The following is a 23194-nucleotide window of genomic DNA, read 5'->3' on the forward strand; positions in this document are numbered from 1 at the left end:
GGCAGTCAAATCAGCCTCAGAGATAATATCGGACACCACTGCGATGAAAACTGCGATGATAATAGTTAGGATTTACCCGTCACCCCACAACCCTTAATCACTAGCTGGGTGATGAATTCAGCGGCTTGTTGGTAGTCATCATTATCCAGCGTGTCTTTCTGCATAACGTTACAGATCTGCCAGCTGAAATCAGCGTATGTCTGCGTCGCTGCCCAGATGGTGAACATCAGGTGGTGTGCAGGGACTTTATCCATCAACCCTTCTTCACTCCAGGTCGCGAACTTATCCAAAATCATCTGTGACTGCTTAAACAGCTCCTGTCCGATATCTTCTGGTAGAACCTTGGCACCAGACATCACTTCATTAGCGAAAACTTTAGACGCGTGTGGGTGGTCGCGCGAAATACGCAGCTTAGCCTCAATGTATTGAGTTAAGGCTTCGACTGGGTCGTCGAGTTCTTCAATTGGGCGTGAGGCCTCCAGCAACGGCTGAGTCACAGTCTGGAGCACGGCATAATAGAGCTTATCTTTACTGCTGAAGTAGTAGAACACATTAGGTTTAGGGATATCTGCGGCTTTTGCAATATCCGCCATCTTTGTCGCTGCGTAGCCATGGGTGGCAAATTGTTCACTCGCGACATCGATAATCAATCCCTGATTTTTCTGCCTGATACGAGACATTGTTATTCCCTATACATCTGGTGTAACGACATACTAAACAATATGTTAAGAGAGACAAAGTGATGAGGATAAAAAATCCCGAAGTAAGCACACCAGGAGCCTGCAATATGGAGCCCGAGGAAGGTGTAACTCCAACCTGCTGTCTTACGACGGGAACGCGTATAAAAGGAGACGAAAAACTACGCGATTTAGTAATGAATCATTTAGGGGCAGCGACTACGGATTCAAGCCATGAGAGAACCAGTAGGACCGCTACACCATGGAACGATGCGGGAGAGAAATCCACATCGTCCTGACAGGAATTAGTCCCTGATTGAGTGGCCTGAGCGTTTCTCGATCGCTTTAATCAGCGCAGAGTGATCCCAGTTCTGGCCGCCCATTGCTGCACAATCTTCAAACAACTCCTGAGCATTTGCGGTGTTTGGTAGTGCTACATCCAACTCTTTAGCGCCAGACAATGCAAGATCTAGATCTTTCTGGTGCAATGTAATCTTAAAGCCTGGGTCGAATGTACCTTCCACCATGCGCTCGCCATGCACTTCAAGAATCTTCGAGTTGGCAAATCCGCCAAGCAGTGCCTGACGTACACGCGCTGGATCGGCGCCCGCTTTTGACGCAAACACTAAGGCTTCAGATACGGCTTCGATGTTCAACGCAACAATGATTTGGTTAGCGACTTTACACGTCTGGCCCGCACCATTTTCACCGACTAGCGTGATGTTTTTGCCCATCACCTCAAACAGTGGACGCGCTTTATCAAAAGCCGATTGCTCACCACCGACCATGATGCTTAATGACGCATTAATAGCACCCACTTCACCGCCTGATACTGGCGCATCGAGATATTGCGCACCACTTTCGTTGACGCGTGCTGCAATCGCCTTGGTGGCGATTGGTGAAATCGAGCTCATGTCGATAACCAGTTTGCCTGCTGCACCACTTTCGTTTAAGCCAGCTTCAACACCGTTCTCGCCGAACAGTACGTCTTCCACCTGCGGTGTGTTTGGCACCATCAGGATAATTGCGTCTGCCAGACGGGTCGCTTCTGCTGGTGAATGACAAACCAGTGCACCAGCTTCAACAAGTTCTACCGGTGGTGGGTTGAAATGATCAGATAGAACAATGTCGTGACCCGCTTTTTGCAGGTTGATCGCCATTGGCTTACCCATGATACCTGTGCCGATAAATGCAATTTTCATAATATGTTCTCCGTAACGTTAACCGCACTTAGCGGTATAGGTTTAGCCAATCTAAGCCTTCAGTTGTGGTGGTTTTTGGCTTGTATTCACAGCCCACCCAACCTTGGTAACCCAGTTCATCCAGATGTTTGAGGACAAACGGGTAGTTAATCTCACCCGTTCCCGGTTCATGACGGCCTGGGTTGTCTGCCAGCTGCACGTGGGCGATCTGGCCGATGTTGGCACTCATGGTTGGCGCTAAATCCCCTTCCATGATCTGCATGTGGTAGATGTCGTACTGAATGAACAGGTTGTCACTGCCCACTTCTTTGATCACTGCTTTGGCCTGCTCAGTGGTATTGAGGAAAAAGCCCGGAATATCACGAGTGTTAATCGCTTCAATAACCAGTCGAAGCCCCGCTTCCTGCAATGCTTGAGCAGCGTATCTAAGGTTAATGACAAAGGCTGCATGCGCATCCTGTTGGCTGATACCAGCCGGGGTAATCCCCGCCAGACAGTTGACCTGCGTATTGCCCAGCACCTTGGCGTACTGAATGGCTAACGCAACACCAGACTGAAACTCTTCGATGCGTGACGGGTCACACGCAATGCCGCGGTCGCCAGCATCCCAATCACCCGCCGGAAGGTTGAACAGCACCTGTGTCAGGTTGTTTTGCTCCAGCTTCTGTTTGATTTGCTCAGCATCGAATGCGTAAGGGAAGAGATATTCCACACCGCTGAATCCAGCCTGAGCTGCAGCGTCAAAGCGCTCAAGGAAATCAACCTCGGTAAATAACATGGATAAATTTGCAGCAAACTTTGCCATAGTGATGTCCTTTTTCTTGCAGCCCTTTCGGGCTGCTTCAGTATTTTGCAATAAACGGATTATTGATTGGCTAGCGCGGTTGGTGCGTCGTCGATGCTGTCTGCCAGAGATTCAAACTCGTTGATGGCATCAATCTCTACACCCATAGCAATGTTGGTTACGCGCTCAAGAATCACTTCCACCACAACAGGTACTTTGTGTTTGTTCATCAACTCTTTCGCCTGTGCAAACGCGGCCTGCATCTGTTCTGGGTCAGTTACACGAATCGCTTTACAACCTAAGCCTTCAACCACCGTCACATGGTCAACACCGTAGCCATCAAGCTCTGGCGCATTTTGGTTTTCAAACGCCAACTGAACACAATAGTCGATATCGAACTGGCGCTGCGCCTGACGAATCAAACCTAGATAGGAGTTGTTCACCAATACGTGGATGTATGGCAGGTTAAATTGAGCGCCTACCGCCAATTCTTCAATCATGAACTGGAAGTCGTAGTCTCCCGAAATTGCCACGATGTCGCGGTTTGGATCCGCTGCACGTACGCCTAGAGCAGCTGGTGTTGTCCAGCCAAGCGGACCTGCTTGACCACAGTTGATCCAGTGGCGTGGTTTATAAACGTGAAGGAACTGCGCCGCTGCAATCTGAGACAGACCGATAGTACTGACGTAACAAGTATCGCGGCCAAAGGCTTTGTTCATCTCTTCATAAACACGCATTGGTTTGATTGGCGCGTCAGTGTAGTGCGTCTTACGCAGCATGCTCGATTTACGCTGCTGACATTCCGCCACCCAAGCACCACGATTAGGCAGTTTGCCAGCATCACGCCACTCACGAGCCACTTCAACCAGCAATTCCAGCGCTGCTTTGGCGTCAGAAACAATACCAAGATCCGGACAGAACACGCGGCCAATTTGAGTTGGTTCAATATCGACGTGAACAAACTTGCGGCCCTTGGTGTAGACATCCAGTGAACCGGTGTGACGGTTGGCCCAGCGGTTACCAATACCGAACACAAAATCCGATTCCAGCATAGTCGCGTTGCCGTAGCGGTGCGCAGTCTGCAAGCCCACCATACCGGCCATCAGTTCGTGGTCATCCGCAATGGAACCCCAGCCCATCAAGGTTGGGATAACAGGCACGCCAGTAATTTCAGCGAACTGTTGCAGTAGCTCTTCCGCACCAGCGTTAATTACGCCGCCACCTGAAACAATGACTGGGTTTTCAGACTCACACATCATCGCCATCGCTTTCTCAACCTGCGCACGTGTCGCTTTTGGTTGATACGCTTCTAGCGGCTCATAGGTGTCGATGTCGAATTCAATTTCCGTTAGCTGAACATCAAGTGGAAGGTCGATTAGAACCGGGCCCGGACGACCAGAACGCATTAGGTGGAATGCCTGCTGGAAAGCACGCGGCACCTGAGCGGGCTCTAGAACCGTCGTCGCCCATTTGGTGACTGGTTTCGCAATGGATTCAATATCCACCGCCTGAAAATCTTCTTTGTGCAGGCGGGCTCTTGGCGCCTGACCCGTAATACATAAGATTGGAATGGAATCCGCCGACGCTGAATACAGGCCAGTGATCATGTCTGTCCCTGCTGGGCCAGATGTACCGATACAGACACCAATGTTGTCTTGATTAGTACGGGTGTAACCCTCCGCCATGTGCGATGCACCTTCTACATGTCGTGCTAACACATGATCAATACCACCGAGCTTTTTCATTGCCGCGTACATAGGGTTGATGGCAGCGCCTGGAACGCCGAAGGCAATGTCTACGCCTTCCTTTTTCAATACTTCTACCGCTGCTTCGATTGCCTTCATCTTTGCCATGCGAACCTCCATTTAAATTGTATACAATCAAAAGATACTTTGTGTACTATGAATCAATTTCTAAATATAGCAACCCCCATTTGCAACATTTTTTCAACATAGAACATTTACCCTAAGTGGTTGCTAACCCCATAACACAAAGAAATCATTGCTTTACATAAAATATCTTTACGTAAAAATAATTTCCCAGACGAGTAAATGAAAAATAAATGTTAAATACCCTTTGATTGTTTACAAATTTTCCCATATAAGTATTCGTGTAAATAATTTTTGTACACAAAATCGATCAATATTGTTTAAAGGAGACGAACAATGAATTTGAACGATCTAGCCGAAAGAGAAGAAACTGCCTGTCTGGAGGTTGTCGGTCATACAGACAGCCCAGGCTATAAGGAGATTCTGTCAGATGAAGCCCTTTCGTTTCTGACAGTATTGGTAAACCGATTTGGCGCCCATCGTGACGCTTTGCTGCAAGCACGCGAGGAACAGCAAAAGCAATACGATGCAGGCGCATTGCCAGATTTCAGAACTGACACTCAGGCGATTCGTGATGACAAATCATGGAAAGTGGCAACACCACCGCCAGAGCTATTGGATCGCCGAGTAGAAATCACCGGTCCGGTAGACAGAAAAATGGTTATCAACGCGCTGAACTCTGGCGCGAAAGTCTTTATGTGCTGCTTTGAAGATGCTTCTTCACCGACATGGGAAAACATGGTCGAAGGGCAAATCAACCTCAGAGACGCCAACGCAGGCACCATCAGCTACTTTGACGACAAAAAAAATAAGCAATATGAGCTGAATGCTAACCCTGCCCTACTGATCGCTCGTCCACGCGGCCTGCACCTGCCAGAGCAATCAATCCAATTCAATCAACAAGCGATTCCGGGCTGTTTAATGGACTTCGCTTTGTACTTCTATCACAACTATCAGACTCGAGCGCAACAAGGACTGGGCGTTTACTACTACATTCCTAAGCTAGAAAGCATGGAAGAAGCAAAATGGTGGGATGACGTATTTGCTTTCACTGAAGATCACTTCGACGTGGTACGTGGCACCATCCGCGCGACCGTACTGATCGAAACACTGCCAGCAGTATTCCAAATGGAAGAGATGCTCTACGCCATGCGCGATCATATCGTGGCGATGAACTGCGGTCGCTGGGATTACATTTTCAGCTACATCAAAACGTTGAAAAACCATCCAGATCGCATCCTGCCAGATCGTCATGTGGTTGGTATGGATAAAGAGTTCCTCAATGCTTACAGCCAGTTACTCGTCAGAACCTGCCACCAGCGTGGTGCGTTGGCAATGGGCGGTATGTCGGCCTTTATTCCTGCCAAAGACCCGCAGGAGATGGAACGCGTCACCGCTAAAGTGATTGAAGATAAAGAACGTGAATCACGCAATGGTCACGATGGCACTTGGGTCGCTCACCCTGCTTTGGTCGACTTGGCGATGTCTGTGTTTGATAAAAACCTTGAAGGCAAAGTCAATCAGCTCGATTTCGTCAGCCCTACGCACGAGATTGGCGCAGAGCTGCTGCTTAAACCGTGTGAAGGTTCGCGTGACGAAGCTGGCGTGCGCAAGAATATTCGCATCGCTCTTTACTACATTGAGGCATGGATTCAGGGCTCAGGTTGTGTGCCTATCTATGGTCTGATGGAAGACGCGGCAACGGCAGAAATCTCACGCGCGAACATCTGGCAATGGATTCATCACGGCGTCAAGCTGGATGACGGCCAAACCTTCAACAAAGAATTATTCCACACGTGGTTGTATCAGGAACTCGACACTATCAAACAGGAAGTGGGTGAGGCTCGCTATGCGGCAGGCCGCTTTGAAAAAACTGCTGACCTTTTCTATAAGCTGTCTACTGCAGAAGAGTTCGCCACCTTCCTGACCTTACCTAGTTACGAGCTTCTGCAAGGAGCCGCGTAAACAAAAAATCAGGAGATAACATGGGAAGTTTAACTCTAGAACAAGCACTAGCCGTCATTGACGGTACTTTTCAGGCTGGACAAAAGAGCCAAAGCGCCCCTCTGACGGTCGCTGTACTCGACAGCGGAGGAAAGCTGATTACGTTGCAACGACAAGATGGCAGTAGCATGATGCGGCCAGACATCGCAATCGCAAAAGCCTGGGGTGCTCTCGCGCTCGGCTGCTCCTCCAGAAAGCTCGCTCAAGACGCAGACAACCGCCCCGCGTTTATCTCCGCCGTAAACGTTCTGGCACACGGTAATATGGTCCCCGTTCCTGGTGGCTTACTTATCCGTGATGCTGAGCAGAACATCCTCGGCGCGGTCGGTGTCAGTGGAGATATCTCTGACCTCGACGAAAGCTGCGCCCTGCGTGGTATTACTCACGCCGACTTGTTCTGTGATGAGAACGCAGCATAACCCTTCATCAAAAGCGGCTTCGGCCGCTTTTTTATTACCGTTAACGGCCCAACACGGGCAGTTCTGTCAACACTTCCTGAAGTAAATCCGAAAACGCATCAATGACTGGCTGTTTGCGCTCATTAGCAATGTCATCAGGCCGCTGGATCACACCGTACTGATAGCGAGGCAAGTCCAAGATCGGCAACGCACGAATCTTGTGATTGTCCATTCCTTTGAGCATGGTGCTGTTGGCAATCGACACACCAATCCCTTCCGCCACCAGTGAACAAGCGACATCGACAGAGTGCGCTTCAACAACGATTTCCGGAAACAGATTACTGCGAGTAAACCAGTTCATCACATCATGACGAGTACTGCTCTTACGCCCGATCATGACCAGTTTCTGATCGCGCAAGTTGTCAGCGTTGACCGAATGGAATGCCTCGAACTCATGGCCCTCGGGAAACACACACATCGCAATCCCTGAATCCAGTGCCGTGGAGCGAAACTTGGAATGATTGCTGATGCGGGTAAACCCGACATCGGCCTGACCGGAATAGACACTTTCTTCAATCGACTGATAATGGCTGGAAAACAATTCAACCGACACGTCAGGAAATAGCGCTACCAGCTGCTTGATGAGTTTAGGGGCCAGTGACTTGGCAAAGGTATAAGGCATTGCAATCTTGAATACTTGCTTTGCTTTGCGTCCCCTTTTGATTTCCGACGCCTGAGTCTGGAGCTGCTCCATACCCTCTAAAACGTGCAGTGCGTTTGATAACAAATTGAGCGATTCGGGCTTAATTTTCAGTCGCCCTCGGTCTCGTTCAAAGAGATCCAGATCAAGCTCCTTTTCCAGCTGAGCCAACATTCGACTCACACCAGATTGAGATAAGTTCAACTGCTCTGCCGCCAGACTGGTTGTCCCAGCTTGGCTGATGGCTTTAAGCGCCCGAAGTTGTTTCGCCGTTATATTCATCTGGTTCCATTTAAACAAGTCACTTTAGTCATACACATATGACCATTTGTCATTGAATTGAAAACCCTAACACAAAAAAATATGTTGCAGAAATGTTGTAGGATAGAATGTGACGAAATGGAGATTTAAAGTGAGTGAAGCGATATCACCAGCTCAACAAAATGTTACTGAACAACCAAAGAAGAAAGGTAACTTAAACCCTGTAATCATCCTGCTGTCTGTCGTTGTGGTAGCAGTACTGATGACCTATTTTTTCGATTCCGGACAGTTTGAACGTAACGGCAAACTGATCATTCCCGGCACCTACCAAGTGCTGGAAAAAGACGTCTCCCCACTCAACCTGATTGGTATTTACCCTCAAGAAGGCGAAGCTCAAGCCGTCAGTTTGCTTGATGCGTTAGTCAGTATTCCTCAAGCCATTACCAAACAAGCAGGTATGATTTTCATGGTGCTGTTTATCGGCGGCATGTTTGGCGTACTCGACAAAGTGGGCGCCATTGAAACAGGCCTTGAGCGCACGCTGTCTGCCACCCGCGGTAACGTCTACTTATTGGTGCCCATCCTAATGGTGGTATTTTCCATGGGCAGTACCTTCATGGGTATGGCGAAGGAGTTCTTGCTCGTGATACCTATGGTCGTCGCCATGGCAACAAGACTGGGGCTGTCAAAAATTATCGGTCTGGCGATTGTCACCATTCCGGTTAAAGTCGGTTACTTAGCATCGATCACTAACCCTTATGCCCTATCCGTCGCTCAGCCACTGGTTGATGTGCCGATATTCAGCGGTATGGGGATGCGTATTTTCGTTTACGTGGTACTGATGATCATCGGTGTGGCGTACGTGCTGCATAGTATTCGCAAAGAAGCGCGCACAACGGAAATCGTCGCACAATGGGACAACAAACCTCTGCCAATTCGCCATACGCTTGTACTAACGGTTCTTGGACTGGGCATCGCCTTTCTGGTCTATGCTTCGCAAACTTGGAAGTGGAAATACAATGAGTTATCTGCGTATTACATCTCGCTTGGCGTGATTTTCGCTGTCATCGGTGGCTTGTCAGCTAATGACACCATCAACGCTTTCATCAGCGGTATGAAAAAGGTTCTCATCGCAGGTGTATTGATCGGGCTCGCCACCTCTGTCGCCATTGTCCTTGCGCAAGGTAAAGTGCTTGATACCATCATCTACCACTTAGCCGGAGTCATCGGTGAAGGCCAACCAACGCTGGCCGCTTATGGCATGTTCTTCTCTCAACTGCTCATTGATGTGGCGATTCCATCCACCTCTGGGCAAGCCGCCGTCACTATGCCAATCCTTGGCCCACTCGGGCAGCTTTCTGGTGTCGACCCACATACCACAGTACTGGCCTTCCTGATGGGTAACGGGGCGACAAACATCATTACACCGACTTCCAGCGGGCTGCTGATCTTCCTTGCCACTGCACAAGTCGGATGGGGACAATGGGCAAGATACATCTTCCCATTCTTCCTCATCACCATTGCGTGTGCTCTGGTATTCCTATCCATCAGCCTACACGTTTACGCCTAAGGACATCTCATGAAAGCAGTAACCGATGTCAAAATCCGTACGCGAGACGGAGAAACACTCGCGACCGATATTTACTTTCCAACCAACAGTGAAGGCCCATGGCCCGTGGTAATGGAGCGAACGCCTTACGAAAAAACGGCGCCTTCTCGTTCTGAAGTCACGTTGCAAGGGCATAAGGTCTCCCGTGAAGAAATGGCGCAGGCATTCGTTGATAAAGGTTTTGTGTGTGTCTTTCAGGACTGTCGCGGACGTTATCAGTCAAGCGGCACCTTTACCAAGTACATCAACGAAGCGGAAGATGGCTACGATACGTGCGCATGGCTAGTTGAGCAGTCTTGGTGCAATGGAAAAATAGGTACCATGGGGCTGTCTTACGCCGCCCACACTCAGCTGGCACTGGCGTGTCTCAATCCTCCGGGGCTGGCGAGTATGGTGCTGGACTCAGGCGGCTTTTCCAATGCCTATCAATGCGGTATTCGTCAGGGCGGAGCGTTTGAGCTCAAGCAGGCGACATGGGCCTATCGCCAGGCACTGGTGAGCCCCAAGGCCGAGCAAGATCCTGTGGTGAAAAAAGCGCTGGAGCAGGAAGACATTCGCGAATGGTTTAAGTACTTGCCGTGGAAAGCTGGCCAGTCGCCACTACGCCATGTGCCTGAGTATGAAGCGTATCTACTTGAGCAGTGGAAACAGGGCAGTTTCAGTGATTTCTGGAAAAAGTCCGGCATCTACGCGCATGATAGCTATCAGAACATTGCAGATATTCCGGTGTTGTTGATGTCGAGCTGGTACGACGTATACGTTAAGAGTACGCTGGAAAACTACACGGTACTGAGTGAAAAGAATCGCTCCCAGACAGCACTGATCATGGGCCCGTGGCTTCATGGAGACCGAAATACCACGCATAGCGGTGATGTAGAGTTCGGTCAGGACGCCTCATTTGACGACAACATTGACAGCAACTGGCTGGATTTTCGCGTGAAGTGGTTCCAGCGCTGGCTGCTCAATGATGACCGTCATACGTTTGCAAACGTGCAGGTGTTCCAAATGGGCGGCGGTTCAGGTGAAAAAAGCGAACTGGGCAGGCTCAAGCACGGAGGGCACTGGTTAAGCAGTGATCGCTGGCCAATGAAAAATACCGAAGCTCAGAACTGGTATCTGCACCGACAGGGCCTGCTGACCCAGCAAGCACCGGTCACAGACGATCACATCAGCTACCTGGCCGATCCGAGTAACCCAGTCCCCACTGTTGGCGGTGCATTAACCTCGGGTAAGCCGGTGTTTGAAGGTGGTGCGTACGATCAACGTGAAGATGCTCGCTTTTACGGAGCCAAAGGCAATAACCTTCCCCTTGCAGCACGTTCGGATGTGTTGGTGTTTGAAACCGAACCACTCACTGAAGATTTGGTTGTGTCAGGAAAAGTATCGGCGAAACTGTTTATTGAATCCGACGCGCCGGATACGGATTTCACCATCAAACTAGTGGATGTTTATCCGCCAAGCGAAGACTACCCGCAAGGCTTCGCGATGAACATCTCCGATGGCATCTTTCGTTGTCGCTACCACAAGAGCTGGCAGCAGCCAGAGCAGCTTTGCCGTGGCATGATTTACGAAATTGAGGTTGAAGCGTTTGCCACTCAGAATTGCTTCGCGCAAGGGCACAAACTGCGATTAGACATTGCCAGCAGCAATTTCCCTAAGTTTGACGTCAACCCAAATAGCGGCGAACCCGAAGGTGAGGCGTATACCAAACAAGTGGCCAAAAACACCATTCACTGTAGCCACAGCTATCCATCCATGTTGACCTTGGAGATACTCCCTAGCTAGAAAATAAAGCCCCTATTTTAGTAGGGGCTCTCTTCGTGCTTTCGGCAACTCTTACCCATGGTCGAAACACGCTGATTTCAGTTTCTAAATGCATTTCAGATGCTTACCACCATCAGCAAAATTCATCTTTGACCGCTTAAAATACTCATTATCTATCAGTAAGTTACTAGATATTGATTTCGTTACTGGGTTAAATATTAGTTAACCTAGGTTAAATTTATTTTAATTTTATTGATCGCAAAAACTCGTTCTAATGCGCGTGATTTTTAATCAGCTAGCCTGCTTTATCAGCCTAAAGCTAAGGAGACGTTTTGCGAAAGTCCATTCTTGCCCTGCTCTTTTGTTCGCTGCCTGTCTTTGGGGCCGCCGACGATTACCAAAAACTCGCAAACATGTGTATCGCTTGCCACGGCAGTGACAACAATACTGCGTTTCCTTCTATCCCTAACCTGAAATGGCAGAACAAACTTTACCTGACCAAACAGCTCTCCGACTTCAAAAACGGTCAGCGTCAGGATGCCACCATGACTAAAGTCGCCCAGTTACTGTCTGAAGAGGATATCGAAAAGCTGGCCGATTACTTTTACACCCTGAACCATCAAGAGTAACCCCATGAGTTTAGATAGAAGACAATTTCTCAAGGCGGCCCTTTCCGCCACCGCCGTATCTGCGTTACCTGTATCTTGGGTGTTTGCTGCTAATCGACCGGAAAACGTTGCAGCTTTGGATATCAGCGCACTGACGTGGGCCAAAGCGGAAAACCTGCCGGATTACTACACGGTACTCAACACAAATCCGCTCAATGCTTATCCGCCAGAAAGCATGCTCGCGCCTCCTGTCACACCAGCAGGAGTGCCTTTTGTACGTTGGAATGGCCAAATGCCGGACTTTTCTCAAATCGACCCAGAGACCTGGACATTTGAAGTGAAGGGAGAGTCGGTCAAGCAAAGTAAGACATACACCATTGCTGAGCTCAAATCTAAGTTCAAACATCACACCCAAAGTCTGGTATTGGAGTGCGGCGGTAACAGCCGCAATAACTTCTACCCAAGCACTAAGGGTAACCAGTGGAACAACGCTGGCGTGTACTGCGCAGAATGGACAGGCGTACTGCTTAGTGATGTGCTCAAAGACTGTGGCATCAAAGATGATGCGGTCTACACAGGCAGCCACGGCTTTGACAAGCACTTAAGCGGCAAAGGAGAAGCTATCTCACGTGGCGTACCGATCAAAGCCGCGATGAACGACAACGCACTGATCGCGTGGGCCATGAACGGCGAGCCGATTCCTTATTTGCATGGTTACCCGCTACGCGTCGTCTTTGCGGGCCGGCCTGCTTCCGTCTCACAAAAGTGTGCCACAGGGATCAGCGTTCGTAATCAAATCCACGACGGCCACAAAATGGCTGCCCCAGCGTATCAGGTGCCAAAATACCCGATTGCTCCCGGAGAGAAGGTCGATAACAAAGACTTTCGTATTATCGAAGAGATGATCGTCAAATCACTGATCACCTCACCTAAAAGCGGCACTGAGTTTGCTCTGGGTAAAACCGTCACTGTCAGCGGCCATGCCTGGGCAGGTATGAGGAGCGTGGAGAAGCTTCAGGTGAGTTATGACTATGGCACGACATGGCATGACGCTAAACTGGAGAAACCCGTCAACAAAGGCGCATGGCAACAATGGCAAGCCGATTTAGAACTGCCAATGGCGGGCTACTATGAGATCTGGGCTAAAGCAACCGACAGCGAAGGCGACAGCCAGCCCGTCGTCCAGCCGCAATGGAACCCTAAAGGTTACCTGTTCAACGGCTGTCATCGTATTGCCATCAGGGTATCGTGATGAAAAGAGCTACAGGAAAATCTCGTGCTATGTTTATCGCTTCACTACTGGCGTTCTCTGCACTCAGTGTGCAAGCTGAAGACGAAGCCAAGCTGACACCGGAGCAGAAATACGGTGTCGACAAAGCTTCTGGGCTGATCATGGCGCCGGGGTGGGAATTGGTGAATGGCCAATGTAACGCCTGTCACACGAGTCTTATTGTGGCTCAGAACAGCGGTGATAAGGAGCAATGGCGAGAAACGATTCAGTGGATGGTGGACACGCAAGGGCTGTGGGATCTGTCAGACACTTGGGATCCGATACTCAACTACCTCAGCACCTACTATCAGGATCAGGGCATCGATATGAACAAGTATCGCCGTAAGCCGATTGAGGATGCTTTGATACCGCCAATGCGAGGGGAAACACAATGACACGCTCAATGTTTCACGCGCTTTGCCTGACAGGTGTATCTGCGCTCTGTATCGCAATACTGTCTGCTTGTTCAGAGGAGCCAGCAGATCCGATACAACCATTAGACACACTGTCAGTTGAGAAACCATCTAATACTGAGCAGCCATCTAAAGCTATCATCGATATCGCGGCGGGAGAGAGCTTGGTGACCAACCTCTGTAGCCAGTGCCATGGCGACAAAATCATCCCTTTCGTCCAGTCATACCCGAACATAAAGGGGCAAAAGGCAAATTATATCCTTAAGCAGCTACGCGAGTTCAAAACAGATAAGCGTCAGGATCTGTATATGCAGTCGATGGTCAAATCTTTGTCCGATCAGGACATGCAGAACGTCGTCGCCTTCTATAGCACGTTAGAGCCGCTCGATCTTTACGATAAAAGCAAAGATTACCGTCAGGCGGATAAAGAAAGCTCTGACAGCCAATAAGATAAGTAAAGTTGGTAAGACTGACCCGATGGGCGCCAACTGTAGCGCCCATCGGGTCATGATTTGAGGTTATTCGAACTGAGTCTGCCAACCTTTGAGGATCTGATTAATCTGGTGCTTCTGGTTAGAGTTCATGCCTTTCACCAGTTTTTGCTGCACTTCAGCATGCTCTTCAATGATTTTATCAATCAAGGTAAAACCTTCATCTGTGAGCTGCACAGTAACACTACGGCGGTCTTCTTTACTGTGCTCTCGCATAATAAGGTTTTTAGACTCTAATTTATCCAGTCGATTGGTCATCGCACCAGAAGTCAGCATCATAGAATCAATTAATTCAGAAGGGGTTAAACGGAATGGTGAGCCACTACGACGCAAGGTCGCAAGTACATCGAATTCACCCAGCTTTAAGTCATAGCGCTTATGTAATTGCGTGACTTCCGTTTCCATATATTTGGCAATTCTAAGTAGCCTACCCATGATGGCCATCGGCTCAGTATCTAATTCGGGCTTTTCCTTTGCCCATTGATCGACCACTCTATCTATAGCGTCCATGAACAGATTTCTCCACTAACAAAATGACGTGTCGAAGTATCTTAACATAAAGATACTTTACAAACAGAACTTTTAGGCGTACATTCACGCAAAATATCTTAATGTAAAGATAAATAATTATGAATATATTACTGGCAATGATCCCCGCCTTCTTTTGGGGAACAACATATGCGGTAACACAGTTCACTTTGTCCGATTGGCCTCCTCTGCTTTTGGGAGCAATTCGAGCACTGCCTGCCGGACTGCTGTTACTGATGATTAAGCCGTCCCTACCGAAAAAAGGGGACTGGCAAATTTTATTCAGCCTTGGATTGATCAACATTGCGACCTTCTTTGGCTTAATATTTGTGATGGCATTGACTCTGCCTTCAGCAATTTCGGGTGTCGGTATGGTATCGGTACCTGTGTTTGCCATGGTGTATCATTGGGTGGTTAATAAACACCGTCCTAACTACATACAAGCCGTCTGTGGCGCCGCACTGATTGGCCTTGCATGGATGCTGTTCTCTCCGGGCTCTATCAGCCTCAATCCGATTGGGCTGGGGGCTATGCTGGCTGCCATCATGTGTATTGTTGCGGGTAGCTCTCTGACGAAATCACTAGGTAATCGCATGCACTGGTGGACTGTATTGACGTGGCAACTGATTCTCGGTGGCACGATTTTGTCAGTCGCGGCAGGATTCCAAGCCTTCATCGATCCGGTTCAATACAGCAACGCACTAGAGAACTTCTCACTGCGCAATAGCTTAGGTTTATTGTGGGTGGTCGGTCTCAACACAGCGTTGGGATATGGCATGTATGTATGGCTTCTGCAGCGCATGACAGTGGTGGATTTTACATTTGGTGGCATCGCCAACCCAATCGCAGGCATCGTAACCGGCCTGATATTGCTTGGTGAGTCATTCACGCCTTTCCAATACAGTTTAATGATTGGCATGATTGTGATGTCTCTTCTTCCTCAAGCGATCTTGGCACTACGACAGAACAAGCCATCACCCACCCAATGTAAATCGAGTTGAGTGGTAAAAAACAAACGCCATGACATCAACATGGCGTTTCACTTTACAATGTAAACACCAACGTGGATCAACAAGGCTCTCCTACTTTCCACCCGCTATATCGATAAACGAACCGGTCACAAACGATGCTTCTTCGGACAATAGCCAGGCTATCGATTGAGCCACCTCTAATGCCGTTCCTCCTCTTCCAAGCGGAATTTGCGAAGCGAGTCGGTCTACGCGTCCAGGTTCGCCGCCATCCGCATGCATTTCAGTATAAATGCAACCAGGTCGAACCCCATTCACTCGAATATTGCGCTCTGCTAGCTCAAGAGACAGCCCTTTGGTTAACGAATCCATCGCGCCTTTAGAAGCTGCGTAGTCTACATATTCAAACGGGGCTCCGGTTCTTGACGCTGCCGAAGAGACGTTGACAATAGCCCCATCGGCATCAAGCTGATTGATAAACGACTTACAGCACAAAAAACAGCTTATGACATTGGCATCCATTACCTTCTTGAATCGTTCTAGGTCAATCTCGCTCAAGGTTGATTGAGTAAACAGAATTCCTGCATTGTTCACCAAATGAGTGACCGTGCCATAGCGCAGGGTAACTTGGGAAAACATAGCTTCAACTTGCTCTTGGTCTGAGACATCAGCCTGAATAGCGAACGCATTTCCGCCTGTGGAAGTAATCTGCTCAACCACTTCATAAGCGCGCTGGTGGTTTCTAAGGTAATTGACAGCGACGGCATAGCCTTGGCTCGCAAGTAGCTTGGCGGTTTCTGCTCCAATCCCTCTTCCCGCTCCTGTAACGATGACTACTTTATCCATTTGATTTCCTTTACTCTTCAATTTCAATTGAGGTGACTTTACAGTGTAAAATCCGTTGGCTCTTGCATCTTCTCTACGCCAGCCATTAAACGCTCTACCAACAAACTCAGCGCTTTAGGCTGATAGCGCCTTTGCTTATAAACCAAGTAGGCTTGTCTAACACTGCGTTGATACTGAGGCAGCACTCTAACTAAGTTCATCCCTTTATGCACATGTCTGAAAGGCAACGACGCCACGCCTAAACCTTTCTCTACAGCGCCACATACCGCCAAAATATCATTCACGATCAGCTTAGGTTTCACGCTCATCACATCGATTAAGCGGTCTTGGTCGTAAACCGAGATATCCAATGCGTGATCCACACTGATCCAGTCCAGTTTACTGAGTTGTTGTAAATCTTCCACATTACCCACTTTTTCTATGTATTCGGGGCTAGCAAAGAAAGCATGTCGTGCTTTAAACAAAGGTCTGGCAATCATGTCGTTCATATCTGCCAAATCGAATGTAATCAGTAAATCTCTATCTGTTTGTGGTACCGCTTGCTCTTGACTAAGGACTAAATCGAGCGAAACCAGTGGATAATCAACCAAAAACTGTTCAACGACATCACCGACAAAAGCACGATAAAAATTATGTGGTATCGCGAGTTTTATCTTACCTGAGACTTGTTGAGTATCAGAGACAATTTGTCCAAAGCCAGACTCAATAGACTCCATACCACTCTGCAACAACTCAAACGCCTGTAAGCCACTTTGCGTAGCAACTAGCTCCCTGCCTTTCTTCTCAAGCAATCGTATATTCAGACGTTGCTCTAAGGTTGAAAGCCGGCGGGACATGGTGGAAACCGGCAGCTGAAGTTTCCTAGAAGCAGCAAGCAAAGAGCCTTCTTCGACAACGCAACAAAACAGATAGAGATCATCAACATTTCCAAATATGGAATCCATACTTCTAAACCTGCTTATTTTTTTCACTTATGGATAGTTATATCCTTTAAAGCATCAAAACAACAATAACAAGAGGAGAATTTATGAGCCGCAAACATTTTTGGATTTCCACCCTGCTTTCGTCTTTAACCATGGCCATCATTATGTCGGGATTAATTTCTGGCTATAAATTGGGTTTTAGTCACGAGTGGCCAGCAATTTGGTTAGATAGCTTTCTTCTGGCATGGCCGGCAGCGCTAACACTTAACTTGACGGTCTTACCGCAAATTAGAAAGTTGTCTAACTGGTTAGCTGGCACAAACGCTGTCTCGCAGGCTTAAAAGCGTTTAAAGAAACAAAAAAGGGGACCTCACGTCCCCTTGTCATATTTGTTGGTGCCATTATGGCGTGATAATACCTTGCAACTCTAGCTCTCTTTGAGCCGTTATCCAGTTGAGGCATTGCTCTTTTAACCTTGGCTCGACTGACTCAATCAGGCGACATGTCGCATCGCGATGTTTAATCCACTGCCTTTGCACTTCTCTTACATCATCAGCTTCTGGTTTTAGCATCGCATAATCTTCAGCTGGCAGTTTCAGCGCACTCATTAGCTTTTTGTATGACGCATTTAATTGGCTGTCTGTTTCACTGAGCGTCGTGTAAACTGCCTCTATATCACCTTGAATGGCTTTATCTAGCATTGAAAGGTAAAGATCCTTCTGCGATTGAATCGAGTCTATAATCCAAGCAGTACGCCCCGTACCACCATGCATTTCCTCTTGCTGCGCTTTGAGCGTGACAAAATCTTCCATCTCTTTATAGGCCAGATTCAACAGAGCTAGGCTCTCCCCTGACAGCTTTTGGCCTAATGAGGAAAGCTCACTCTGGCGACGTTTCTCCTGCTCTACGGCATCCCTATCAGCGCAATACCCTGCCCCCGCGCCACTGGTCACGTAATGACAAAGGTTAAAAGGCACCACATGATCATTTTTCCAATGCTTATAGTAATCGGTGACCGCAAATGAGATCTCTGCTGGCACATCACCACCACGCGTGATCAACCAAAACACAAGCTCCGGATCGGGTTTACCGAACTTTCCCCCCTCTTTTGAAGCTTGCTCAGCTAACTCCCATACATCGTAGAAGGGCCAATCTCCGTCTTCATCTTCTACTTGAAAAGTTTTAAAGAACGCATCAGGGTCACGCTCAGGGACTTCAGCAGCGTAAGTCAGTACTTGCACCTTTTCTTGTTCGTCATAGAGGGACAAACGAGGATTTTTCTGTTTGGCTTTATAGTAAGTCTCTAATGCGCTTTTAGGGTCAGACATTCTAATACTGCCTGCGCGGAAAAAGACCTTATCTAGATAGTATTTTAGTGCCTCTTGGTGACCATGCGCCGCAGCTTGCTGCAAATGATAGACACTCTCTTCATCTGGTAAAACGTATTGGTAAGCAAGTCTAAAGTGCGCTTCTGCACTGCCCTGCTCAGCCGCCTGAATAAACAAAGTCTGCGCTTGTTTTTTATCGCCTGCTTCATAGAGCTGCTGTGCTTTCGTCACGAGATCCAGCTCGGTTGAAGCAGCGGAAAAAGCCAAGCTACAACCTAATACAATAGGAATAAATTTGGTCATTATTGGTCCATCAATAACAAAGTGAGCAGAATGAATGCTCTTTCGAGTTTGGTATCAGCCCTATTTTTAACACGCGAAAACAAAAAAAGGGATCGAATCGATCCCTTTTTAGTTTATCTGATTTTTAGCGATTACAGCTCAGCGTTGTGGTAAACCTGCTGAACGTCATCACAGTCATCAAGAAGGTCTAAGAACTTCTGGAATTTCTCTGCATCTTCACCCGCAACTGGCGTGTGAGTTTGAGGTACGAAAGTGATCTCTTCTACATCAAGAGTCAGGTCTGGGAAGGCACCGTTTAGAGCAGTCTTAGTTTTGAAGAACTCAGTGTGAGGAGCGAAAACCGTAATCACGCCATCTTCAAGTTCAACGTCAGTCACGTCTACGTCTTCCATCATCAGCGTTTCTAGAATGATTTCATCATCATCGCCTTTGAACTGGAATACTGCTTGGTGATCAAACATGTGTGAAACAGAACCTTCAACACCAATTTTCGCACCTGTTTTAACGAAGCACTGGCGCACATCTTGGAAAGTACGGTTACCGTTGTCAGTTAGACAATCAACGATGACGCTTGTGCCACCAGGACCAAAGCCTTCGTAGCGCGCAGGAACGTAGTCTTCACCGCCACCACCATTTGCTTTATCGATCGCTTTGTCGATAACGTGTGCAGGAACTTGGTCTTTTTTCGCTTTTGCGATCAGGTGCTTAAGAGACAAGTTCATGTCTGGGTCTGCACCACCATTTTTCGCGCACATGTAAATTTCTTTACCGTATTTGGAATAAACTTTAATTTTTGCGCCCGCTGTTTTCGCCATAGAGGCTTTGCGCACTTCAAAACTTCTTCCCATCGGGATGTTCTCTCTAATTCAATTAAACGCGAAGGATTTTAGCAAAAAACGAGACCATTTCAATTTCTCGCTTTGCTGAGAAAAAGGGTCAGGCGACGCCCATTACTCGTTTGTATTTGGCTACAGATTCAAGAAATGCAGTTCGCTCTTCTTCATTTTGGATCTTGTTTGCCTGCTGATCTATCTCATCAGGACCTGCTTTTGCTTCACGCATTTTCCAAACGAAGAAAGACGCTTGCTTATCAAGCTCAATTTTATTTTTCTCATTGGCAGGGAGTGTCGATAGGTTAATAGACATACAAGGGTTCTGTATCTGTAAGAATATGGGGAGAAAATATAACACACTCGTAAGTTAAATGGGCACTCAAAGCACACACAGTGACTTAATTGAGATCAAAAAAAGAAAAATTAAGGGTGGCTATTTGAGCCACCCTTAAGTCAATTATTACTGTTATCACGACTAGTGTAATATGCCTAGATCCTTCGCTTCCTCAATAGTTAAGCCACTTTCGCGAATCTCTCTTAATGCTTCAATACGACGACGAGCTTCCGCTGACTTAACGCTTTTGGTTGGCTTTTGTGACTCAACTTCTTCCGTGAGATCCCACTTGTCTGTGATTTTAGTCATTTCATCATGGTCAATAGAATTAATGGACATTGTAACCTCCGAACAAACCATGCTAGGGACAGCTAATCTGTAGCAAAAGCTGACTGCCCTTGTTAAGAATTTTAGCTCCATAATGTGATTACGCTAATAGTTCGTACACAGTTAGTGTTTTTTGTATAAATAAACTTTGCGCATAGCTAACTGGCGAAGTACATTTAAGGGATTACCCTTAAGAATTTTAAGGCGATCAAGCTCTCATTTTTACTGGATAAACAATCGCTCTATCTTGATACTCATTAACTACAATTGCTCCTCAAACATGTTTATCAAGCCACGGCTTCAGCCCACCCAATAACACATCCTTTTGCCCTGCTACTTGGTTAATAACTCAACCATGAACCACACTATTGTCTAGAGGTTGATCTGCTTTGCAAGAAAATTGCAATTGAAAAGTTAGATCAAATAAGTTGAAGCACTTGAGCGAGGGCGATATGAATCAATTAGATACGTGGGTGAAGCAAATGGGACTCTGGTATCAATCTCGAAAGCATGATCAAGGAGAGCTTCTCGAGTCATTGATCCTATCACCACCAGAGCAAATTTGGGGACCACGCATCACACAACAACAAAGTAAAGCTATTGCGTGCTGGTTAGATGGTTGCTTGCGTATCTTTGAGCACGAGCGGTACACCTCCCCTAACAAGGCCTACCAATTCTTACAACTTGCCTACAGTAAGCTACAAAAAGTGGTTACTAACTCGGCCAGTGAACTGACATTGAAACATTGGTGTATGATGCAAATGCAACACCTAACAGTAATAGGTTTGGAGTTTTGTCGCCAACAAACTCATAGCCGTTGGCTAGAGACATCACATCAATGGGTAGATGCTCATGTGCAGTTTATGGCGGCACAAAGTTGGAATGAGTCACGGAACAATGATCAAGGAATATCGCTCATTCGACATTAAGATCCACCGATCATCAATGTACCCTCATACGCACTTAAATATGAGGGTATGAATCTAATTTATTGTATTAGTTATCAATATCTGCCACATACTTAAAACCATCAGTATCAAGGCATGTGCTATCTAAGCTAGACATATTGCTAGGCTCATTGATCGAACTGAGGATCAAGTTTTTCAGGCAAGGAGCCCAATCCTGTGCATCAGTTAAAATGCCATGATCGCCTTGATCGTAGGTCAAACTCAGCATATTCGAGAATTTCTTAGCAGGAACATCAGCCAATGCCGGTGGTGTAATACCATCATTCGCACCGTTGAGAATGAGTACAGGATAGCCCACTGTCTCCAAAGAAGCGTAAGAGTGACTTGAGACAGACTCAACATCAATGGCCTGGCAAGCTTCAAGAGTCAGCCCATAATGAGTGCTACTATCTACTGCATTCTGTACATCCGCTCCCCATTTTTCTCTACTTTCATGATGACCTGTGTAGTACTTCTGCTTAACGGGTTCTTCAGCACAAATATTTGCTAACCCCATTGCCGCAAATTGGCTTGGATTAGAAGGGTCATAAGCATTGGCTTTAAGAGCAATCAGTGCGTCTAGCCCCGATTCTATTTCGGCTGTAGTTAACTTCATCAATTCAACAGGGTTTAATTCACCAACACTAGGTTTACTATCATCACGACGCATACTTATCGTCGTCAAATAGCTGAGAAAAAAGTCATGGTACTTCTCATCAATTTCAGTCAACTTGGTATTTAAGTCAGACTTAAATGTGGCTTCATCACAATACCCTGTACTACGCGTGCACACTTCAAGAATTCTATCCAGTGCTTCATAGTTTGACCAAGGCATATCTTTAATGCCGTTCATTTCAATTGGAAAGACGCCATCTAACACCATCATCTGAATTGCATTGGAAATCTGATAGCCAGCTTTAATCTGTTTTTGTTCTTCACGAGCCATTGTCATGGCAAGACGTGTCCCATACGACACGCCATAAAGTTTCCAACCACCATCAATTTCTTGTAATTCAGATAGTTTCTTCTCAAGTAATAGCAAGTCCAACGCGTTATTGACATTCGTATACTGATTTAAGTCCACACCACTATTAACGTATTTATTCTTGCAATCTTTAATTTGCTCAGTAGTGCCTGAGTCTTCAAAATAGCAGCTCAAAGACGGAGTAGAATACCCAGTACCACGTTGATCAACAAAGTAGATATCATGGTTGGCGGATAAAACGGAAAGGTCATCATTACTGTATTGAGCCCACTCAATAGACGCGCCTCCTGGCCCGCCGTTGAGGTGCAAAAATGCGCCTTTTTTAGGACCTTGAGCAAGAGTTTTAGCAACAGCGACCTTAATTTTTTTGCCATCTGGCTGTGAATAGTTCTCAGGCACTTCCAAAAGCCAGCAACTATCAACCGTATCAGGAGGTGTATAGTACGTATCGAGCAACTGTAACTGGCTACATTGGATAGCTTGTAAAGATACCGAGGAAGTCGATAGCGCCGATAAATTCTGGAAAGTATCACTACTCACATTTTGATTACTTTCTCCCCCCTCACCCCCACAGCCTGCGATCACTGTAGTGATAGTGAGTAATGCTAACTTTCTTTTCATTGACGATGATTACCCTACTCAAAAAATAGGCAAGGAAAGTACTACGGTTTGTTTCAATAAAACACGAAAAGATCCTATCCCATAATTGCGCGTTTTAACGCAGTGATAGAAAGAAGGGTCTGGGAAATGACATACTGAACAATGATCAAGAGCCCCCTTGATCATGCTTTCAATACTTGAAGAAATTTAGACAAAAAAAAGCGAGTTCAAAAGAACTCGCAAACAATTCAGAATGAATGTA

At 47.1% G+C, this 23194-nt stretch carries 24 protein-coding genes; 11 read left to right on the forward strand and 13 right to left on the reverse strand.

The window, feature by feature from the left end; all coding sequences use genetic code 11:
- Positions 1 to 65: 65 nt before the first annotated feature.
- The 4 genes from L1D31_RS03570 to gcl form a co-directional block, all read right to left on the reverse strand.
- Complete coding sequence (locus tag L1D31_RS03570) at positions 66 to 680, reverse strand: TetR/AcrR family transcriptional regulator (RefSeq protein WP_239835690.1); 615 nt, start codon at positions 678 to 680, stop codon at positions 66 to 68.
- 302 nt (positions 681 to 982) lie between these two features.
- The gene (locus L1D31_RS03575) at positions 983 to 1882 is read right to left on the reverse strand and encodes a 2-hydroxy-3-oxopropionate reductase (RefSeq protein ID WP_239836367.1); all 900 of its coding nucleotides are present in this window, start codon (positions 1880 to 1882) and stop codon (positions 983 to 985) included.
- 25 nt (positions 1883 to 1907) lie between these two features.
- Entirely contained in the window at positions 1908 to 2684 is a 777-nt protein-coding gene (gene hyi, locus L1D31_RS03580; protein ID WP_239835691.1) for a hydroxypyruvate isomerase, read from the reverse strand.
- A 59-nt stretch (positions 2685 to 2743) separates the two neighbouring features.
- On the reverse strand, positions 2744 to 4516 hold the full coding sequence (gene gcl, locus L1D31_RS03585; protein ID WP_239835692.1) for a glyoxylate carboligase: 1773 nt from the start codon (positions 4514 to 4516) through the stop codon (positions 2744 to 2746).
- A 312-nt stretch (positions 4517 to 4828) separates the two neighbouring features.
- Here gcl and aceB point away from each other — a divergent pair, with 312 nt between their 5' ends.
- Both aceB and L1D31_RS03595 read left to right on the forward strand, forming a co-directional pair.
- Positions 4829 to 6457, forward strand: a complete 1629-nt coding sequence (aceB, locus tag L1D31_RS03590) for a malate synthase A (RefSeq protein WP_239835693.1) — start codon at positions 4829 to 4831, stop codon at positions 6455 to 6457.
- Between the two features lie 20 nt (positions 6458 to 6477).
- Complete coding sequence (locus L1D31_RS03595; RefSeq protein WP_006959844.1) at positions 6478 to 6915, forward strand: heme-binding protein; 438 nt, start codon at positions 6478 to 6480, stop codon at positions 6913 to 6915.
- A 40-nt stretch (positions 6916 to 6955) separates the two neighbouring features.
- Here the strand turns inward: L1D31_RS03595 and L1D31_RS03600 are convergent, their stop codons facing one another.
- On the reverse strand, positions 6956 to 7876 hold the full coding sequence (locus tag L1D31_RS03600; RefSeq protein WP_239835694.1) for a LysR family transcriptional regulator: 921 nt from the start codon (positions 7874 to 7876) through the stop codon (positions 6956 to 6958).
- Between the two features lie 109 nt (positions 7877 to 7985).
- On the opposite strand from L1D31_RS03600, the gene L1D31_RS03605 reads away from it, so the two are divergent.
- From L1D31_RS03605 to L1D31_RS03630, 6 genes are all read left to right on the forward strand, one after another.
- Complete coding sequence (locus L1D31_RS03605) at positions 7986 to 9425, forward strand: AbgT family transporter (RefSeq protein WP_239835695.1); 1440 nt, start codon at positions 7986 to 7988, stop codon at positions 9423 to 9425.
- 9 nt (positions 9426 to 9434) lie between these two features.
- The gene (locus L1D31_RS03610) at positions 9435 to 11249 is read left to right on the forward strand and encodes a CocE/NonD family hydrolase (protein ID WP_239835696.1); all 1815 of its coding nucleotides are present in this window, start codon (positions 9435 to 9437) and stop codon (positions 11247 to 11249) included.
- A 311-nt stretch (positions 11250 to 11560) separates the two neighbouring features.
- Positions 11561 to 11857, forward strand: coding sequence for a cytochrome c (locus L1D31_RS03615; protein ID WP_239835697.1), 297 nt, complete (start codon positions 11561 to 11563; stop codon positions 11855 to 11857).
- A gap of 4 nt (positions 11858 to 11861) precedes the next feature.
- On the forward strand, positions 11862 to 13088 hold the full coding sequence (locus L1D31_RS03620; protein ID WP_239835698.1) for a molybdopterin-dependent oxidoreductase: 1227 nt from the start codon (positions 11862 to 11864) through the stop codon (positions 13086 to 13088).
- Positions 13088 to 13501 (forward strand): cytochrome C, encoded by a 414-nt coding sequence (locus tag L1D31_RS03625; protein ID WP_239835699.1) that lies wholly within the window; start codon positions 13088 to 13090, stop codon positions 13499 to 13501. Before L1D31_RS03620 ends, L1D31_RS03625 begins: the two co-directional genes overlap by 1 nt.
- Positions 13498 to 13968 (forward strand): cytochrome c, encoded by a 471-nt coding sequence (locus L1D31_RS03630; RefSeq protein ID WP_239835700.1) that lies wholly within the window; start codon positions 13498 to 13500, stop codon positions 13966 to 13968. Before L1D31_RS03625 ends, L1D31_RS03630 begins: the two co-directional genes overlap by 4 nt.
- 69 nt (positions 13969 to 14037) lie before the next feature.
- Here the strand turns inward: L1D31_RS03630 and L1D31_RS03635 are convergent, their stop codons facing one another.
- Positions 14038 to 14520, reverse strand: coding sequence for a MarR family transcriptional regulator (locus L1D31_RS03635; RefSeq protein ID WP_239835701.1), 483 nt, complete (start codon positions 14518 to 14520; stop codon positions 14038 to 14040).
- Between the two features lie 119 nt (positions 14521 to 14639).
- On the opposite strand from L1D31_RS03635, the gene L1D31_RS03640 reads away from it, so the two are divergent.
- Positions 14640 to 15539 carry a DMT family transporter gene (locus L1D31_RS03640; RefSeq protein ID WP_239835702.1) on the forward strand — a complete coding sequence of 300 codons (900 nt, stop codon included), beginning with the start codon at positions 14640 to 14642 and terminating at the stop codon, positions 15537 to 15539.
- A gap of 81 nt (positions 15540 to 15620) precedes the next feature.
- On the opposite strand, the gene L1D31_RS03645 is transcribed toward L1D31_RS03640, so the two are convergent.
- Together L1D31_RS03645 and L1D31_RS03650 are read right to left on the reverse strand one after the other, a co-directional pair.
- Positions 15621 to 16352, reverse strand: coding sequence for an SDR family oxidoreductase (locus L1D31_RS03645; RefSeq protein ID WP_239835703.1), 732 nt, complete (start codon positions 16350 to 16352; stop codon positions 15621 to 15623).
- 38 nt (positions 16353 to 16390) lie between these two features.
- Positions 16391 to 17296: a LysR family transcriptional regulator gene (locus tag L1D31_RS03650; protein WP_239835704.1), complete on the reverse strand. Its 906-nt coding sequence runs from the start codon at positions 17294 to 17296 to the stop codon at positions 16391 to 16393.
- A gap of 83 nt (positions 17297 to 17379) precedes the next feature.
- On the opposite strand from L1D31_RS03650, the gene L1D31_RS03655 reads away from it, so the two are divergent.
- Positions 17380 to 17616 carry a DUF2798 domain-containing protein gene (locus L1D31_RS03655; protein ID WP_239835705.1) on the forward strand — a complete coding sequence of 79 codons (237 nt, stop codon included), beginning with the start codon at positions 17380 to 17382 and terminating at the stop codon, positions 17614 to 17616.
- A 60-nt stretch (positions 17617 to 17676) separates the two neighbouring features.
- Here the strand turns inward: L1D31_RS03655 and L1D31_RS03660 are convergent, their stop codons facing one another.
- The 4 genes from L1D31_RS03660 to L1D31_RS03675 all read right to left on the reverse strand — a co-directional run bounded on the left by L1D31_RS03660 (position 17677) and on the right by L1D31_RS03675 (position 20412).
- The gene (locus L1D31_RS03660) at positions 17677 to 18906 is read right to left on the reverse strand and encodes a lysozyme inhibitor LprI family protein (protein ID WP_239835706.1); all 1230 of its coding nucleotides are present in this window, start codon (positions 18904 to 18906) and stop codon (positions 17677 to 17679) included.
- A gap of 131 nt (positions 18907 to 19037) precedes the next feature.
- The gene (locus tag L1D31_RS03665) at positions 19038 to 19754 is read right to left on the reverse strand and encodes a YebC/PmpR family DNA-binding transcriptional regulator (protein ID WP_008074122.1); all 717 of its coding nucleotides are present in this window, start codon (positions 19752 to 19754) and stop codon (positions 19038 to 19040) included.
- A gap of 88 nt (positions 19755 to 19842) precedes the next feature.
- Positions 19843 to 20052, reverse strand: a complete 210-nt coding sequence (locus L1D31_RS03670) for a DUF3283 family protein (protein WP_239835707.1) — start codon at positions 20050 to 20052, stop codon at positions 19843 to 19845.
- A 162-nt stretch (positions 20053 to 20214) separates the two neighbouring features.
- Positions 20215 to 20412 carry a hypothetical protein gene (locus L1D31_RS03675; protein WP_239835708.1) on the reverse strand — a complete coding sequence of 66 codons (198 nt, stop codon included), beginning with the start codon at positions 20410 to 20412 and terminating at the stop codon, positions 20215 to 20217.
- Positions 20413 to 20852: 440 nt separating this feature from the next.
- Between L1D31_RS03675 and L1D31_RS03680 the strand changes: the two genes are divergently transcribed.
- The gene (locus L1D31_RS03680) at positions 20853 to 21329 is read left to right on the forward strand and encodes a transcriptional regulator (protein ID WP_239835709.1); all 477 of its coding nucleotides are present in this window, start codon (positions 20853 to 20855) and stop codon (positions 21327 to 21329) included.
- Positions 21330 to 21396: 67 nt separating this feature from the next.
- Here L1D31_RS03680 and L1D31_RS03685 read toward each other — a convergent pair whose 3' ends face one another.
- Entirely contained in the window at positions 21397 to 22953 is a 1557-nt protein-coding gene (locus L1D31_RS03685; protein ID WP_239835710.1) for an alpha/beta fold hydrolase, read from the reverse strand.
- Positions 22954 to 23194: the final 241 nt, after the last annotated feature.

Source organism: Vibrio sp. Isolate23 (assembly GCF_022398095.1).
GTDB classification, from domain to species: Bacteria; Pseudomonadota; Gammaproteobacteria; order Enterobacterales; family Vibrionaceae; genus Vibrio; species Vibrio coralliilyticus_A.